Source organism: Tautonia marina (assembly GCF_009177065.1).
GTDB lineage: Bacteria > Planctomycetota > Planctomycetia > Isosphaerales > Isosphaeraceae > Tautonia > Tautonia marina.
In genome coordinates, this window is record NZ_WEZF01000006.1 from 241917 (window position 1) to 257030 (window position 15114).

General features: G+C 61.6%; 13 protein-coding genes. 2 read left to right on the forward strand and 11 right to left on the reverse strand.

Annotation, left to right across the window (positions count from 1 at the left end; genetic code table 11):
* Positions 1-12: 12 nt before the first annotated feature.
* From GA615_RS09785 to GA615_RS09805, 5 genes are all read right to left on the reverse strand, one after another.
* On the reverse strand, positions 13-804 hold the full coding sequence (locus tag GA615_RS09785; protein ID WP_235905280.1) for a HEAT repeat domain-containing protein: 792 nt from the start codon (positions 802-804) through the stop codon (positions 13-15).
* A 292-nt stretch (positions 805-1096) separates the two neighbouring features.
* Complete coding sequence (gene nadC / locus GA615_RS09790; RefSeq protein WP_152051102.1) at positions 1097-2014, reverse strand: carboxylating nicotinate-nucleotide diphosphorylase; 918 nt, start codon at positions 2012-2014, stop codon at positions 1097-1099.
* A 56-nt stretch (positions 2015-2070) separates the two neighbouring features.
* Positions 2071-2571: a DUF4174 domain-containing protein gene (locus GA615_RS09795; protein WP_152051103.1), complete on the reverse strand. Its 501-nt coding sequence runs from the start codon at positions 2569-2571 to the stop codon at positions 2071-2073.
* A gap of 141 nt (positions 2572-2712) precedes the next feature.
* On the reverse strand, positions 2713-4776 hold the full coding sequence (gene uvrB, locus GA615_RS09800; protein ID WP_152051104.1) for an excinuclease ABC subunit UvrB: 2064 nt from the start codon (positions 4774-4776) through the stop codon (positions 2713-2715).
* A 69-nt stretch (positions 4777-4845) separates the two neighbouring features.
* Entirely contained in the window at positions 4846-5220 is a 375-nt protein-coding gene (locus GA615_RS09805; RefSeq protein ID WP_152051105.1) for a ComEA family DNA-binding protein, read from the reverse strand.
* Positions 5221-5753: 533 nt separating this feature from the next.
* Between GA615_RS09805 and GA615_RS09810 the strand changes: the two genes are divergently transcribed.
* The gene (locus GA615_RS09810; RefSeq protein WP_235905282.1) at positions 5754-6251 is read left to right on the forward strand and encodes a hypothetical protein; all 498 of its coding nucleotides are present in this window, start codon (positions 5754-5756) and stop codon (positions 6249-6251) included.
* A 153-nt stretch (positions 6252-6404) separates the two neighbouring features.
* Here GA615_RS09810 and GA615_RS09815 read toward each other — a convergent pair whose 3' ends face one another.
* Complete coding sequence (locus tag GA615_RS09815) at positions 6405-7328, reverse strand: PIG-L deacetylase family protein (RefSeq protein WP_235905284.1); 924 nt, start codon at positions 7326-7328, stop codon at positions 6405-6407.
* Positions 7329-7673: 345 nt separating this feature from the next.
* Here GA615_RS09815 and GA615_RS09820 point away from each other — a divergent pair, with 345 nt between their 5' ends.
* Positions 7674-9482: a hypothetical protein gene (locus tag GA615_RS09820; RefSeq protein WP_152051107.1), complete on the forward strand. Its 1809-nt coding sequence runs from the start codon at positions 7674-7676 to the stop codon at positions 9480-9482.
* Positions 9483-9512: 30 nt separating this feature from the next.
* On the opposite strand, the gene GA615_RS09825 is transcribed toward GA615_RS09820, so the two are convergent.
* From GA615_RS09825 to sufD, 5 genes are all read right to left on the reverse strand, one after another.
* Entirely contained in the window at positions 9513-11153 is a 1641-nt protein-coding gene (locus GA615_RS09825; protein ID WP_152051108.1) for a hypothetical protein, read from the reverse strand.
* 537 nt (positions 11154-11690) lie between these two features.
* The gene (locus GA615_RS09830) at positions 11691-12047 is read right to left on the reverse strand and encodes a metal-sulfur cluster assembly factor (RefSeq protein WP_152051109.1); all 357 of its coding nucleotides are present in this window, start codon (positions 12045-12047) and stop codon (positions 11691-11693) included.
* Between the two features lie 53 nt (positions 12048-12100).
* Positions 12101-12547 (reverse strand): SufE family protein, encoded by a 447-nt coding sequence (locus GA615_RS09835; RefSeq protein ID WP_152051110.1) that lies wholly within the window; start codon positions 12545-12547, stop codon positions 12101-12103.
* A gap of 61 nt (positions 12548-12608) precedes the next feature.
* Positions 12609-13463: a sulfurtransferase gene (locus GA615_RS09840; protein WP_152051111.1), complete on the reverse strand. Its 855-nt coding sequence runs from the start codon at positions 13461-13463 to the stop codon at positions 12609-12611.
* Between the two features lie 117 nt (positions 13464-13580).
* Complete coding sequence (gene sufD / locus GA615_RS09845) at positions 13581-14951, reverse strand: Fe-S cluster assembly protein SufD (RefSeq protein ID WP_152051112.1); 1371 nt, start codon at positions 14949-14951, stop codon at positions 13581-13583.
* Positions 14952-15114: the final 163 nt, after the last annotated feature.

Below are 15114 nucleotides of genomic sequence, written 5' to 3' on the forward strand. Positions count from 1 at the left end.
CAGGGCTCGCGCTCACGATCGATCGGCTTCGAGCGCCTCGATCAGGCGTTTCAAACCTTCGTCGTGAGGCTGGATTGTGAGGGACCGTCGATAAGTTTCCAGCGCCAGATCGGGCCGACCGAGTTTCAGATAGCACTGCCCGAGGCCACCGAAGGCACCAAAATGATAGGGGTTCAGTTCCAGCACTCGCTTGCAGTCGGCGGCGCTTTCGACGAACTCTCCGAGGACGAACGACGCGATGGCCCGCTGGTTGTATGCCTCGGCGAAGTTGGGGGCCTCGGCAATCAATCGGGTGGCCTGACGCTGGGCTTCTCGGGTAAGACCCCGGTTATTCAACTCGACGACCAGGCGGAGCGTCTCGTTCTGCTCATCGGTTCCGGCTCGGAACCAGATGGACCAGAGCGACTGGGAGGCGAGTTGGCGGACGGTCGGGTCCTCGTCGGCAAGGGCCGGGCCGAGCGCGTCGTTGCAGCCGAAATCGCCGATCAGGCCGAGGGCGGTGACGGCTCCCCGGCGCGCTTGAACATCGGCGGACGACACCAGACGACGGAGGGTGGTCTCGGAATATCGAGCGTCCACGCGATTCTGAAAGGAGTCGAGATCACCGTCACGGTTCAGCTGTTCGTAGTAAAAGGCCAGCAAGGGTTGCCGACCAGGCTCATTCATCGAAGGATCGCCTCGATCGGGACCAGGAGCGAAGCCGGACGCAATCGGGGAGACGATCAGGGTGATCATCATCGCCACGACCCGGGCCGGGACGATCGGGCAACCGATCAGACAGGGGGGAGATGCGGGGGAGATCACGAGGGGCTCCGTCACGAGTTCGGGGCCGGGCCCGTCACCGTCGTGATCGAGTCTATCAAGCGGGCTCGTCCGGTCCAAGTCCCAGGACAAGACGAAGGGGGCGGGGGCCCCTCGGCACACTCCGTGCGCCTCCCCCACCCCCTCACAAGTGCGACGACACCCCTCCCCAAAGGTGCCGTCACCGATGCGTCTCGCCGGCAGGAGCCGACGATACCCGGAGCGGCGAACCGCTTCAGGGTCGGGGGCAACCAATGTCCCCGGCGACAGAACCCTAGGCCGTCGCTCTCATCTGTCAACACGACCGATGAGAATCTCGGACAATTTCTTCGTCCAGTCCAATGTCGAGCGACGGAGCCGAGTGGGTGATCGCCCCGACGCTGATCCGATCGACCCCGGTTCGCGCGACTTCGGCGACCGAAGCGAGATCGATTCCTCCCGAAGCTTCGAGCAAAACGGTCGAGGACGAAGCGTCACGACGGCGAACGGCTTCGGCCAAATCGTGATGTGTAAAATTATCAAGCAAGACAATGTCAGGCCGACAGGACAGAGCTCGATCGAACTGGTCGAGGGTGTCCACTTCGACCTCGACAGTGGTTCCCGGGGGGGCAAGCTGACGCGCCGCGGTGATCGCCCGACCGATCGGATCTCCCGAGGAAGCAAGCCAGGCGAGATGGTTGTCCTTGATGAGAACCGCGTCAAAGAGGCCGATCCGGTGGTTCGCTCCGCCGCCGCATCGCACCGCGTACTTTTCCAGCCAACGCCAGCCGGGGGTTGTTTTTCGGGTGTCGAGGATGGCCGCGTGGGTGCCTTCAACCGCCAGGACGAACCGATGAGTCTGCGTGGCAATCCCAGACAGCCGCTGAAGGAAATTCAACGCCGTTCGTTCCATCGATAGAATGGCTCGCATTGGTCCGGAAACCCGAGCGATGAGCGTTCCCGGTTCGAGCGGGTCACCATCGGATCGCTCTGGGACAAAACCTTGAGCCAGTCCAAACCGTTGGGCGATCAGGGCCACGACGGGCAATCCGGCAAGGATCCCCGATTGCCGAGCAACGAAGCGAGCTGCGCCGGTCGCTTCGGAGGGAATGGTCGCTTCGGCGGTGAGATCACCGCGCTGACCCAGGTCCTCGGAGAGGGCCAGCGCGATCAGGGCCTCTGCATTGTTATGTTCAGCGGAACCAAATTCGTACGGCGGATGCTGCAAGGTCATGGGAGATCGACTCGGAAGGGAGGCGCGTCGGAACTCGACGGGGGCTCCCTGAGAGCTTACTCCGGATGGGCGTCCTGCTGCGATCGGATTTCCCGCTGACGCATGGGCATAGTGTCGATCAGGTCATAGATGTCTTGCAAGGGAGGCAGTTGATTCCATCGACCCTTTTCGGAACCATCCTTGCCCACCAGAAGAATGGTCAAGTCCCCGTCTTCGACCTGGAATCGCTCGCGGAGGTGAGTCGCGGACTCCTGCGGGATTTCCCGACCGTCGGCGCGACTCACTCCGTCCTCGAAGACCTCAAGCAGCACGAGGTCGTACTCGTCGAGTTTCGGTCCGTTGCGATTCCAGATAATCATGGTTTCGCAATAGGCCTGGTCGTCTCTCGAAGGCGCGAAGACGAGGAGCGGTCGCTCGTTCCACTGATATCGCTTCATGGAGAAGTTGTACATGGGCCCAGTGTCTTGCGCTCGGGGTTCCTCGGGAAGTCTGACGGCTCGACCCAGAATCACGGCAAGCACAAAGGGACTGAGCAGGATCAAGGTGCGCAATGACACGACTGAGACTCCTCTCGGAACGATTCAAAGACGCCCACGCGTCTGGATTTGAATGCGTGCTTCATTGAAAAAGATAGGTTATGACCGTGGTCAAGAGCAGGAGTTTTGCCAGGGGAACGGCGGGCTCAACCGAGGGCCGGTTCAACCAGGTTTCGGACGGCTTCGCCCTTTTTTTCCGCCCCCGCGACGACGAGCCCCCACGGCCTGAGGAGTTGCCAGAGGGCGTTCCGGTCCCCCGTCAATTTGGGATCGCAATTGCACGATCCGATCGCGCAGGGCCGCGGCTCGTTCGAATTCGAGTGATTCCGCGGCCTGAAGCATTTCACCTTCCAACTCGTTGAGGTATTCCTCGGTAATCGCGGCTTCTTCGTTCTTGCCGACGGCCTTGCGGGCGATCGACCGGGCCTGAATTTCCTCTTCAATCCCGCGTCGGATTGCTTTGCGAATGGTTTCCGGGGTAATACCGTGTTCTGAATTGTAGGCCAGTTGCTTGGCTCGTCTACGGCTCGTTTCATCGATTGCGTTTTGCATGGAGCGGGTGACGGTATCGGCGTAGAGAACGACCTCGGCGTTGACGTTGCGGGCGGCTCGACCGATGGTCTGAATCAGGCTTGTTTCGCTGCGGAGGAAGCCTTCTTTGTCGGCGTCGAGGATGCAGACCATCGACACCTCGGGAAGGTCGAGCCCTTCCCGCAGGAGGTTCACGCCGACAAGGGCATCGAAGGCCCCTTCACGAAGCTCTCGAAGGATCTGAACCCGTTCGAAGGCATCGAGCTCGGAGTGGAGCCACTTGGTCCGGGTGCCTTGTTCCTTGAGGTATCGAGAGAGTTCCTCGGCAAGTCGCTTGGTCAGGGTGGTGATGAGGATGCGCTCACCTCGCTCGGCCCGTCGGCGTACCTCTTCGAGTAGGGCCGGGACCTGTCCTCTCGCGGGTTCGACGCGAACGACTGGGTCAACCAGCCCGGTCGGTCGGATGACCTGTTCAACCACTTCGCCACCGGACATGGTGATTTCATAGTCGCTTGGTGTGGCGGAAACATAGATCCGAGCGCCGAGCTTCGTTTCCCATTCGTCGAATCGCAACGGACGGTTATCGAGCGCACTTGGCAGGCGGAACCCGTGCTCGACGAGGGTGCTTTTGCGACTGAAGTCTCCAGCAAACATACCCCGGACTTGTGGGATTGTGACGTGAGACTCGTCAATGAACATCAAGGCATCGTCCGGGAAAAAGTCGAGCAAGGTGTTCGGTGTTTCCCCGGCCTTGCGACCGGAAAGATGGCGGCTGTAGTTCTCGATTCCCTGGCAGTAGCCGACTTCGAGCAGCATTTCCATGTCGTAACGGGTTCGGGCGGAGAGGCGCTGGGCTTCGAGCAGCTTGCCGTGTTCCTTGAGCTGGGTCAGACGCTGATCGAGTTCTTCCTTGATGGCATCGACGGCCCCCTTGATCCGTTCTTCGGGAAGGACGAAGTGCTTGGCCGGATAGATGTAAAGATCCGGACGTTTTTCGATGACGGCTCCCGAGATGGGGTCGATCTCGGCCAGGGTCTCGACCTCGTCGCCGAACAGCTCAATGCGGACGGCGGTTTCTTCGTAGGCGGGCCAGACCTCGACCACGTCGCCTCGAACGCGGAACTTGCCGCGCTCGAAGGAGATGTCGTTGCGGTCGTACTGAATGTCAACGAGTTTCAGGAGCATCTCGTCGCGGTCGATGATGTCGCCGAGGCGGAGGTGAACCATCATCTTCCGGTAGTCATCCGGAGAACCGAGGCCGTAGATCGAGGAGACGGAGGAGACGACGATCGTATCGCGGCGGCTCACAAGGGCACTGGTGGCGGCCAGGCGGAGGCGTTCAATCTCCTCGTTGATCGACGCATCCTTTTCAATGTAGATGTCGCGCTGGGGGATATAAGCTTCGGGCTGGTAGTAATCGTAGTAACTGACGAAATAGCGAACGGCGTTGTGGGGGAAGAAGTCGCGAAACTCAGCGTAGAGCTGAGCGGCAAGGGTCTTGTTATGGGAAAGAATCAACGCTGGCCGGCCTAACTGGGCAATCACGTTGGCCATCGTGTAGGTTTTGCCGGAGCCGGTCACGCCGAGCAAGGTCTGGTGTCCCTTGCCCTCGGTCACTCCCGAAACGAGAGCCTCGATCGCCGCCGGTTGATCGCCGGCTGGGGGAAATGGACGTTCGATCCGAAACTCGGACATGGCGGCCTCGATGGATTGACGCGATCAATAGGGCAGGGCAGCGCGAGAGGAGTCGACAGTTGCCGGAGATCAAGGTGACGCCGGTATCGCTCGGTCGTCACGCGAGGGGATGCCGACTCGAACGAAGGGGCGGATTCCTTCGATGGTTGCCGGGCCGATCCCCTTGACCCGATGGGCGAGGTCGTCGAGCGACTTGATCGGCACTTCCTCGCGAGCCGAGAGAATTCGATCGACGCGAGTCGGCCCGAGGCCCGGCAAGGCGAGCAAGGCCATCGGCGGGGCGGAATTGAGTTCGACAACCATCGACGACGGAGGCAACTGGTCGGGGGTTGGCTCAGTCTTCGGGGAAAGGAGCCCGAGCAGGCTCGCCGGCAATCCGACCAGGGCGGCGAGGACGCCTCGATGCCACACCCCCCATCCCCAGAGCGGCCGAGTTGGTGGCATGAAATCCCCTCCCTGAGGGCTTCGGACGTTTCGACGACGAACAGGGTGATAATCGACAGAATTACAGTTTAGGACCGAGGGGATGGCAGACTCAAGCCGAGTCTTTCCGCAGAGAGGTCCGGCAGGGCTCAAGATCAAATGCCGGTTGGACCGATCCTTCCGTTGGAAACGCTCGATCGATCCTAAAATCGGGATTGACCGGGGAACCGCGGCCTCCACCGGCGTCGCGGAATTTCTCACAGCCGGAGCGATCTTGGTTCGATAATCGTTACGAGCCAGGAACCTGGGCCGGCCTCTCGCCGGAACCGACGGGGATCGTCGGAGTCCATCAGGCGAGAGTGGTCCCGGCGCCGGAGTCGGAGGGGTGGAGGGCCCCCCGAACGGATGGCGATTGATCCCAAGGAGGGGAAGACACAATGACCCGTTCCGCGCGGCACCGGGGCCCGCACACCCCGAAATGGGTTCGCGGCCTGTTGACGGGTGCCCTATTTTTGACAATGTCCGCCGGCATTGGCGGATGTGGCATCCCGTACGTGTTCCGAAATATTTCGCCGCTTCACCCGACCGGCTGGTCGTTTGCCTGGCCGATCTTGCCTTCCCAGTCTCAGCGACTGGAAGAAGATATCGCCAAGGAAGAACTGGACCGCGTGCCGATTCTCGACCCGGTCCCCGGCGAATTCGCACCGCCCCCATGCCTGGATCCGCCGAGCGAGGCGGAAATCTGGGCCAAAGTTCCCAAGTTCCGGGCTGGAATGGACCCGTTCTACACGGTTCAGCGGAACAACGCTCGCTTCGTGATCGAGAAGATCGGCGAGTCGGTCGATCCGTGCAAGGTCTATCCTCTGGCCGGACCTTGCCAGCTGATCCACTGTCACTACAAGTGCACCGTCTACTTCGACGAGTTGTACTGGTCTGACTATCCGATTCCGTTCAATCACCGCGACGCTCGCGTCGAAGTGATTTACATCGACAAGGATTACCTCCGCCGTTGCGGTGGTCCCGACGTCGGAACGGTTCCCGGAGGCGGTTGATCGTCGGGAGGGCCGGACCCCCTGCACCGGCCCTCTCTCCGCGAGCATCCTTCCTTCCCTCAATCCCCGAACATCGGCGCCGACGTGGTGGCGGCTCGATGTTCGGGGATTTTTCATTAGATGACCACTCGCGACGACTCGACGAGCGCTTTGTTACTTCTGCTCACCGAAGAAGGGGAAGAGCTTGGCCAGTTCCTCTTTTGAGGGTTGAGAGCCGTACTCACAGATCTCAAAGGCTTCGGCCACCTTCACCTTTTCGGCGGCATCGGCACCGACCCAATCGGCCAGTTCCTCGCGGAACCGATCGGCCACGCCTCCCCAGCGCCGGAGCGCTCGTTCGCGAGTCCATTCGAGCCGACCTTCGGGCGACTCAGGCACCTCGTCCAGGTAGCCGAACAGCCAGGGGTTCCACTCGTAAAATTGCGAGCCGAGGGCGTCGATGGCGGCGACCTTCTGGTCGAGCACCTCATCGATGGGCACGACGACATCGGGTGTAAACGGGTTCGGCTTCTGGAAACCGTCTTCGGAGTACATGAAGACTGGATTCTTCCGAAGGGCCGGCACATCGGGGCAGAAGTAAGGAACGATGACCATGAAGGCCGCGTCCTGCACGAGGATGCCGGTATAGCGGTGGTCGGGGTGGTAATCGTTGGGTCGGTGAGAGATGACGAGGTCGGCCTCCCATTCTCGGATCAATCGGGTGATGGTCCGGCGGTTTTCGAGCGTCGGCATCAGCTCGCCATCATGGATGTCGAGCACTTCGGTTTCGATTCCGAGGATTTCGGCACATCGTTCGACCTCGGCGGTGCGGCGCTGGGCGAGCGCACCACCGGCCATTTCATGATGGCCAATGTCGCCGTTGGTGGTACTGACGAACTTGACCTTATGGCCGAGCTTGGCCCATCGGGCGGCGGTGCCTCCCGCCTTCAGTTCGCAATCGTCCGGGTGCGCGCCGAAGACGATAATCCGGAGCGGTCGATCGGCGTCGGTGGCCTCGTCCTGGGCAAAGACCACATGGGACCATGGCAGCACGAGGATCATCGAAAGCAGAGCAAGGCGACGAGCAATTGAAGTCATCGGGGGCGGTCTCCTGGTGAGAACAGATCGTGATTCCTGAAGGATTGGTTCTATCGCGGTTCACGTTCCGGGTCGAGGACTCGCTGCCGGGCGCCGACAGAAGCGAGCGATCCCGGTACACTAAACGCCTCAGGGAAGGGGGGAGCCTGCACGGGCCTCTCGTCCCTTCGCTTGGAGCCGATCGCCACAGGGAATCGGCCGCGCGATCGCTTGAAGTGCCGCCCGTCGCACTCCGCTCCGAAACGGATCGCGGCACGAACCGGCGCGGTGCGGCGCGAGAGACCGATCGGTTGGCCGCTCGACGAACCCCAACGGCCCGGAGGTCGCACCGTGATTGCCCGGAGAATGCCTTCGTACAGACTGGCGCTCTGCTTCTGCGGCCTCGGCCTGCTCTCACTGGTTCCAATGGGACTTCAGGGCAGCCAGCGATCGGTGATGATGCGGCAGGTCGCCGAACTGCGGGACGGACAGCGCGTCGTCGGGCATTTGGCCGGCTCGCCCGACGGCTCGATCACGTTCGAAACCGACTCGGGATCACCGCCGAGGATTCCCCTGGACCAGATCGCACGACTTCTACGCCTCGACGGGGACAATGAGGACGCGCCGCGAGCCGAAGCTCAGCCGTTTCTGCTCGCGTTTGGATTCGATCAGCGGCTTTCCGGACGACTGGTTTCCGTCGACGACGAGACGATCCGGATGAGGCTGGGCTCCGACGCCCAGCCCGTGACCATCGACCGTCTCGCCGTTGCTTCACTCATTCAGCGGCCGGGAGAGGCCCAGGTTTTTACGGATCGGTTTGACTCGCCCGATCCTCAGGAGCTTTGGAGCCTTCAGCCAGGGGCAGACATCGTTCCCCGGCAGGACGATGAAGGTGCCCTTCTGAGACTCCAGCCCGGAGCGTCGCAGGCACGACTCGAATTTCCGGAACCGGTTGATGCCGGTCGGGTTGAGTGTTCGTTTTCCTGGGAAGGGCGACGCTTCGCCGGTCAGCGCTGGTTTGTCGATCTGATCTTCGACGGCCCGAACGGTGAGGAGATCACGCGAGTTGTCCTTGGCTGGAAGGACGAGTTCCCCTCGGTCGAGTCTCGGGGGGGGCCGGAGATCGTGGTGCAGCCATTGATTCTGGAGCCGGGTTGGCACCGTTTGGTGGTCCGGTTCGGCCCCGGACGGACCTTGTTGACCATCGACGGCAACGATCTGGGCCGAGGAGGGGGGCCGAGGGGAGCTCTCCTCGCCCTTCGCTTCCAGGCCGAGGCTGCCCGAGACGCGGACGATCCGGAAGACGTTGCGGCTCAAGTCGACGATCTCCAGGTGATTCGATCGTTCGAGCCGACGAATGATCCGGAAATTGATCCGACTCAGGATGAGCTGCGGATGGTTTCCGGGAATCAGCTCTGGGGTTCCGTGGAGTCGGCCGATGAGAACGGCGTTCGCATTCGGCTTCTTGGGGACGTTCGAGAGGCGTTGTGGTCTCAGGTGGCGGGGATTTTTTTTCAGCGTAAGCCGATTCCGTCTGAACCGCTGTCGGGAACCTGGGTACGGGTCGAGTGGGAGGTGGGCGATCCGGAGTCACGACCAGATCGAGTGGAAGGAGTGCTCAAGGGAGTCGATGCCGAAGGCTTCGAGATTGAGGTGCCCTTTGCCGGGACGTTCACCGTTCCCGGCACTCAGCTCCGCCAGATGGAACTTCTCGGGGAAAAACGCAGGCAGATCCTCGACCCTCACGCCCGACACCTCGGCGATCAGATCATGCCCGAACTCGACCCACCCATGCCCGATGCCGACGAGTATGAGGTCTCCTTCACGATCGATGCCCTTCCGGAGGCGCCGATCACCCTCGTCCTGGATGCCGTTCATGTGGAAGGAGAGTTTGACGGCGGACGCTTCGCCGAGGAATTGCGAGCAGGATTCCAGCGCACGAACCTCCTGATCAATGGCGAGGTGTTCGACGCGCTGAATCGTTACGTCCGCGATGCGAACCGAATCCCGACCCGGATCCGAATTCCGATCCCAACCGATCAGCTTCGGATCGGTGAGAATCACCTTCGCTTCGAGCAGCTTGGTCGCGAACAGGACGAGAACTATCGAGACGATCTCGGCTTGCTCCAGATTGCCCTGGAATGGAGCAATGCAGCGCAAGCCGCGTCGGATTGACCCGGCCTGAACAGATGGCTCCCAAGCGGATCAGTCGTTCTGATCGCGGAAGGAGTTGATGTAGCTTTGCACGTGTTGTTCGATGTGCCGAGGAACTTTCTGATTGGAAAGCGCCTCGGCCTGGGCGGCGGTGTTGGCCTCGGTGACCGCTTGAGCCTCAATGATGCTCTCGCCGATCGTCTGGGCATTCGGGGGACCGAAGCCTTCCTGAACCGCCTTCCCCTGGCCGAGTTGCTGCTTCACCTGGGTATTGAAGGTGCTGGTGTTGTCGGCGGCGATCGGGCGATCTCCCTGACCGCGACCCCGGCCAAGTCCGTCTCCCGGGTTGTTGCCCATTCCTTGACCGAAGGCGTTCATTCCACTGAGGCGGTCGCCCATCTGGTTCAGACCGTCGCCGCCGGTCATTCCGTCCTTGGCCATCTCGAGATCGGCCATGGCGGAGTCGAGCATTTCCAGTTCCGCCAGGTCGCTGGCCATTTGCTGAAGCTGTTCCTGGCTCATCCCGAGGGCATTGGCGGCCTGCTGCAGGTCTCCTTCGGCAAGTTGCTGCTGGGCCTGACCGAGTTGCTGGGCGAGTTGCTGAAGCTTTTGCAGATCTTCGGCCTGATCGTTGAGCTTGGCCATCTGCTGATCGAACTGCTCCTGGCTGATCGCGCCCCGGTCTCGGGCCTCTTCGAGCTGTTTCTTGCGTTCGTCGAGGTTGGCGAGTTGTTCGAGCTGTTCTTTCATCTCGGAAAGCTGCTCGCGGAGTTCCTCTTTCTCTCGATCAGACATTGAGCCGGAGAGGAGCTTGTCGCGGAGTTCCTGAACTTTTTCGGCCGCTTGCTGAAAATCTCCCTTGGCCAGTTCTCGGGCAAACTCGTCGGCCGGGCCGTCAGAGGTCATCTGATCGAGCTGTTGCAGTTTCTTGCTGACTTGCTCAGAATCCCCGATCTGCTTCTGCCGCTCTTCCAGGGCGTTCGTCAGGGAGTTGAGCTTGACCAGAGCCTCGTCTTTCTCGCTGGGAGGGGCCTTGGACAACGCTTCGGCGGCTTTTTCGATTTCGACGAGCAGCTTATCGGTCTCGGCGAAGGCGTTTTGGTCAAGCTTTTGCCGGGTTTCTGCAATCCGTTTGTTCAAGGCATCGGCCTGCTTGGCAATTGCGTCGAGCTGTTCCGGATCGAGGGATTCACCCGCCACGGTCGTGGCTCGGGACAGTTCCGGAACGAACAGAAGCCCCACGGCAAGCAACCCGGTGACCAACGGCAACCAGGCCGCCCTGGGAAGTTTGGGGCGGAACGGACCGGCGACATCGAGCGAGTCCAGATGCCGTTTGGTGTCTTCGATCAAGGCTCGTCCGGCCGGTGTTTCGAGCAAGTCCGCCGGAAGGCTCAAGGCCGTGCCCAGGCGTTCGTTGAGGTGGAAGGCCCGGTCGATGGCGACGGCTGCGTCGAGCCTGCTCGGGCCTCCCAGCATGGCGATCAGAATCGCCAGCGCAATCCCGACCCCGCCTGCAACCACGAACAGCAGCTCGTGGCTGATCGGCAGGGGTTCCGCAAGGATCTTCTCAGCACCGATGGCAATCGCTGCGAGAAACAGGGCTGCTCCCAGGCTCCAGACCAAAGCCGAGAGGAACCGTTGAAACCGCAACCGCCGCCAGACCCTGCCGATCTGTGAGTCGAAGTCGCTCACTGCCTTGCTCCCTCGTTCGGACCTGCCGGGCTCCGGATGATTCATGAACCTGTTACGAGTGTACGAAGCACCTGCCGCCCCTTCAAGTCTCGGCGCCGAAGTGATTCGGACACCGAGGACGGAATTCCGAGTCAGGACACCTTGAACCCAGGGTGGGAATCACGTCATAATCATGGTTTCTCGCCCCTTCGAACCGGGTGGCGGTCCAGATCGACAAGGGAAGCCGTGTTATGAAGAAGAAGACGAAGCATCGCAAAAGCTATGCATGGCGGAAACGAGCCGATAGCTCCCCGGTGGCCAAGGGTCGTCGTCGGAAGCGTCTCGGGGTTCGCAATCCGAGCAAACTGCGATTTGCGGGCGGCAAGAAGAAGTCCTGACGCCGTACCCAAGCTAGACGAAGCCTGATGAAACGGAAACAGGGCCAGTCCCCGACCCATTCCAAAGCGAACGGGTCGGGGACTGGCCCCGTGTGTATCTCGGGAGACGCGATATCCCTCTCCGTTCCGGATCGTCGGACAGGAGGGAGGAGTTCTGAGTTCAAAACATCCCGAGTTCGTCTCGGGCATCCTCAGACATCCGATCGGGGGACCAGGGGGGATTCATCACCAGTTTGACATTGGCTTTCGAGACCCCTTGGAGCGACTCGATCACCTCGGTGGATTCTCGGATGATTTGAGGTCCGGCCGGGCAGGCTGGCGAGGTCAGTGTCATTTCCACATCGATCTCACCCTCTCGGGTCGCCACAGTGTAGACGAGGCCGAGGTCGACGATGTTGACGCCGAGTTCCGGGTCCTTCACGGCCTTCAACGCGGTCAGGACGATCTCCTGATCGGGCCCCTGGCCTGCGTCGGTGGAAGGGGTCGAATCGGGCTGGGGCGTGGGTGCGTCGGTCATGGCAAGAATTCCGAAGTCGGGAACAAGGATTCGGGACGAGGGAGGAGCCGGCCTTAGTTCTGCTGGGCCTGGTTGGTCGAGGCCGCTTCGGTTCGGGCCACCATGGCTTTGAGGCGGTGGAGAACTCCGGACAGACCGCTCGTGCGTTGCATGCCCAGAATTTCCGCCATTCCCGTGCGCTGAATCAGGTCGTTGGGGACATTGAGGACGTCCTCAACCGTCGCACCGTCGAGCCCTCGAACCAAGAGGCAGACGAAGCCCCGGACGGTCGGGGCTTCCGGGGGGACGTCCGCGAAGAGGTGGATGCGAGCCCCCTCGCGTTCCAGAAAGAGGAAGACCGGCGATTGGCATTCGGGGACCCGATGCGCCTCATCCTTGTATTGAGAAAGCCGGTCGGGGAGCGGTGGAAGCTCGTTGGCCAGATCAATCAACAGTTCGATGCGTTCCTGGCGGTCCGCCTCGCGCAGTTCCTCAACAAGTTCATCGAGCGCAGGGGGCAACGGTCACTCTCCATCGGGGTCGGGGACTCGCAAACGGGGAGATTCCTCGGATCAACGCCGATCACTCAGCGCCGCGAGCAATCGGGACACCAACGAGATTCCCCCATTCGGTCCAGGAACCGTCGTAATTGCGAACCTTGGGATAACCCAGCAAGTAGGTCAGCACGAACCAGGTCAGGCTCGATCGTTCGCCGATCCGGCAGTAGGCGACGACCTCATCGGCCGAGTTGAGGCCGCACTCCTGTTCGAAGATCCCCTTCAGTTCGTCGGCTGACTTGAAGGTGCCATCCTCGTTCACCGCCCGAGACCAGGGAACGCTCTTGGCAGTAGGAATATGGCCGGCCCGGAGCGATCCTTCCTGAGGATAGTCGGGCATGTGCAAGAGTTCTCCGGTGTATTCCCCCGGGCTTCGCACGTCGATCAGCTTCTTGCCGGCCTTGAGATGGGCCAGCACCTCGTCTCGGAAGATCCGAATCGTCGAGGGGTCGCTCCCCTTGACCGAGTAGTTGGTTCGGGGGTAACTGGGGGTCTCCTTGCTGAGGGGACGCTTCTGGTCGATCCAGAGTTTCCGGCCGCCGTTCATGATCCGGCAATCATCGTGTCCAAATAGCTTGAAAGCCCAGAAGGCGTAGCAGGCCCACCAGTTCGATTTGTCGCCGTAGAAGACAACCGTGGTGTCGTTAGCGATGCCGCTCCGGGCGCAGATGTCCGCGAATTTCTCGGCGGTGATGTAGTCTCGGATCAACTGATCCTGGAGATCCCCTTGCCAGTCGATCTTGACCGCACCGGGCACATGGCCCATGTCGTACAGCAAGACGTCTTCATCACTCTCGACAATCCGGACCTTGGGATTGTCGCGGTTTTGCTCGACCCAGTCGGCGGAAACGAGGACTTCGGGGTGGGCGTAATCGGCCATGGTTGGGGGGTTCCTGAATGCACTCACAAGGGATTCGAACTCCGCTGACGGCGCGACCGCCCGCGGATCGCAGGATGAAGGGGAGCGACGGGTGATGACGAGCGGAGCCTCTCTCGCTCAGGAGCTTGCCGTTTCGGTCAGGCTCAGCGAGGACGTGCTGCCGTGTCCGAGCTTCTGAGCCACCGCATTGGCCAGGGTGTCTCGGACGGGTTCCACGCTGATCCGGTCGTAGACGTTGGCGAAGAAGCCCTCGACGATCAATCGAGTGGCCGTGGCGCGGTCGATCCCTCGGGCCTGAGCGTAAAAGACCATGTCAGGATCGACGGGACCGGCGGTCGCCCCGTGGGTGCAGCGGACCTCGTTGGCCTCGATTTCCAGGCCGGGAATCGAGTCGGCGCGGGCGTCTTCGTCGAGGACGAGGTTGTCGTTCTTCTGGTAGGCGTCGGTATGTTGCGCGTCGGGTTCAACCTTGATCATTCCTCGCCAGACGAGGCGTGATTTGTCCTTCAGGCCACCCTTGTAGAGCAGGTCGCTGGTGGTGTTCGGGGCGATGTGATCCTGGCGGGTGATGTACGTCAGGTTCTGCCGTCCCGAGGTGAACATGACGCCGTTGACCTGGGCCCTGGCCTTTTCACCCACCAGGGCCACATCCTGATTGACTTTCGCCACCCGGCCGCCAAGGCCGCCGACGGTCCATTGCAGGGCGGCATCGGCACCGACGAGGGCCCGCTCTCGGCTCAAATGCCAGGTTGCGTCGTCCCAGTTCTGAAGGTTCACGAATCGGAGCCTCGAACCGCGCCGGAGGATCAGTTCGACGCCGCCGACATGCAGGCCGGGTTCCTTCCCTCGGTTTGCTCCGGCCGTCTCCTGAACGAGGGTTGCCTCGGCCCCTTCATCGAGCAGGACCAAGGTATGATTCAGGTCCGTGGTCCCCTCGGGAGACAGGCCGATGAGGTGGAACAACGGCACCTCGACCTTGATCCCCTTCGGCACATACAGCAAGACGCCGCCGGTCCAGAAGGCCGCATGCAGCGCGGCGAAGGCGTCGGCGTCGGCCTGATACGCCTCGGTCATGAGGTGGTCACGGAGCAAGTCGGGATGCTCCTTGATCGCGGTCGCAAGATCAAGGAAGACCGCTCCACCGAGTTTTGTGGGGTCGGCCTGCCGAGTGGGAGACCCATCGACCTGCGCGATTCCAGTTCCATAGAGGGAATCGAGGCCGGAAGCGATCGGCTCAAGCGCCTTCCGGGCCGCCTCGGAGGGCTCACGATGGGACGGGGGAGCAAACCGATCGAGCTTGAGCGGGCGGATGTCGGTTCGCCGCCATTCCTCATCGCGAAGCGTCGGGAGCGGCGTGACCTTGAACCGGTCGAACGCCGATCGGCGGCGATCGAGTAACCAGCTCGGCTCGTCGCGGGAGTCGAGGAAGGAGGTGAAGGTTGCGTCGGTGAAGCCGCCGGCGGCTGGGGTCGTGGTGGCGCTGCTCATCGCATTTGGTCTTGATGTCTTGGGTCGCAGACGGACAGGTTCGATCGGCACGCCGGGTGGGGTTTGATCGGCGCAGAAAGGCCAGAAGTTCCGCAAACAACGATCCGATCGGAAGCACGATTCCGACCGGGGGCGAGGAGATCATCGCAGAAGACGCCCATCG

Bases quoted from the DNA above. Each gene is read 5' to 3' on its own strand.
- GA615_RS09820 (WP_152051107.1), top strand. From the start codon at position 7,674: ATGCCTTCGTACAGACTGGCGCTCTGCTTCTGCGGCCTCGGCCTGCTC.
- GA615_RS09805 (WP_152051105.1), bottom strand. From the start codon at position 5,220: ATGCCACCAACTCGGCCGCTCTGGGGATGGGGGGTGTGGCATCGAGGC.
- uvrB (WP_152051104.1), bottom strand. From the start codon at position 4,776: ATGTCCGAGTTTCGGATCGAACGTCCATTTCCCCCAGCCGGCGATCAA.
- GA615_RS09815 (WP_235905284.1), bottom strand. From the start codon at position 7,328: ATGACTTCAATTGCTCGTCGCCTTGCTCTGCTTTCGATGATCCTCGTG.
- GA615_RS09840 (WP_152051111.1), bottom strand. From the start codon at position 13,463: ATGGCCGATTACGCCCACCCCGAAGTCCTCGTTTCCGCCGACTGGGTC.
- nadC (WP_152051102.1), bottom strand. From the start codon at position 2,014: ATGACCTTGCAGCATCCGCCGTACGAATTTGGTTCCGCTGAACATAAC.
- sufD (WP_152051112.1), bottom strand. From the start codon at position 14,951: ATGAGCAGCGCCACCACGACCCCAGCCGCCGGCGGCTTCACCGACGCA.
- GA615_RS09830 (WP_152051109.1), bottom strand. From the start codon at position 12,047: ATGACCGACGCACCCACGCCCCAGCCCGATTCGACCCCTTCCACCGAC.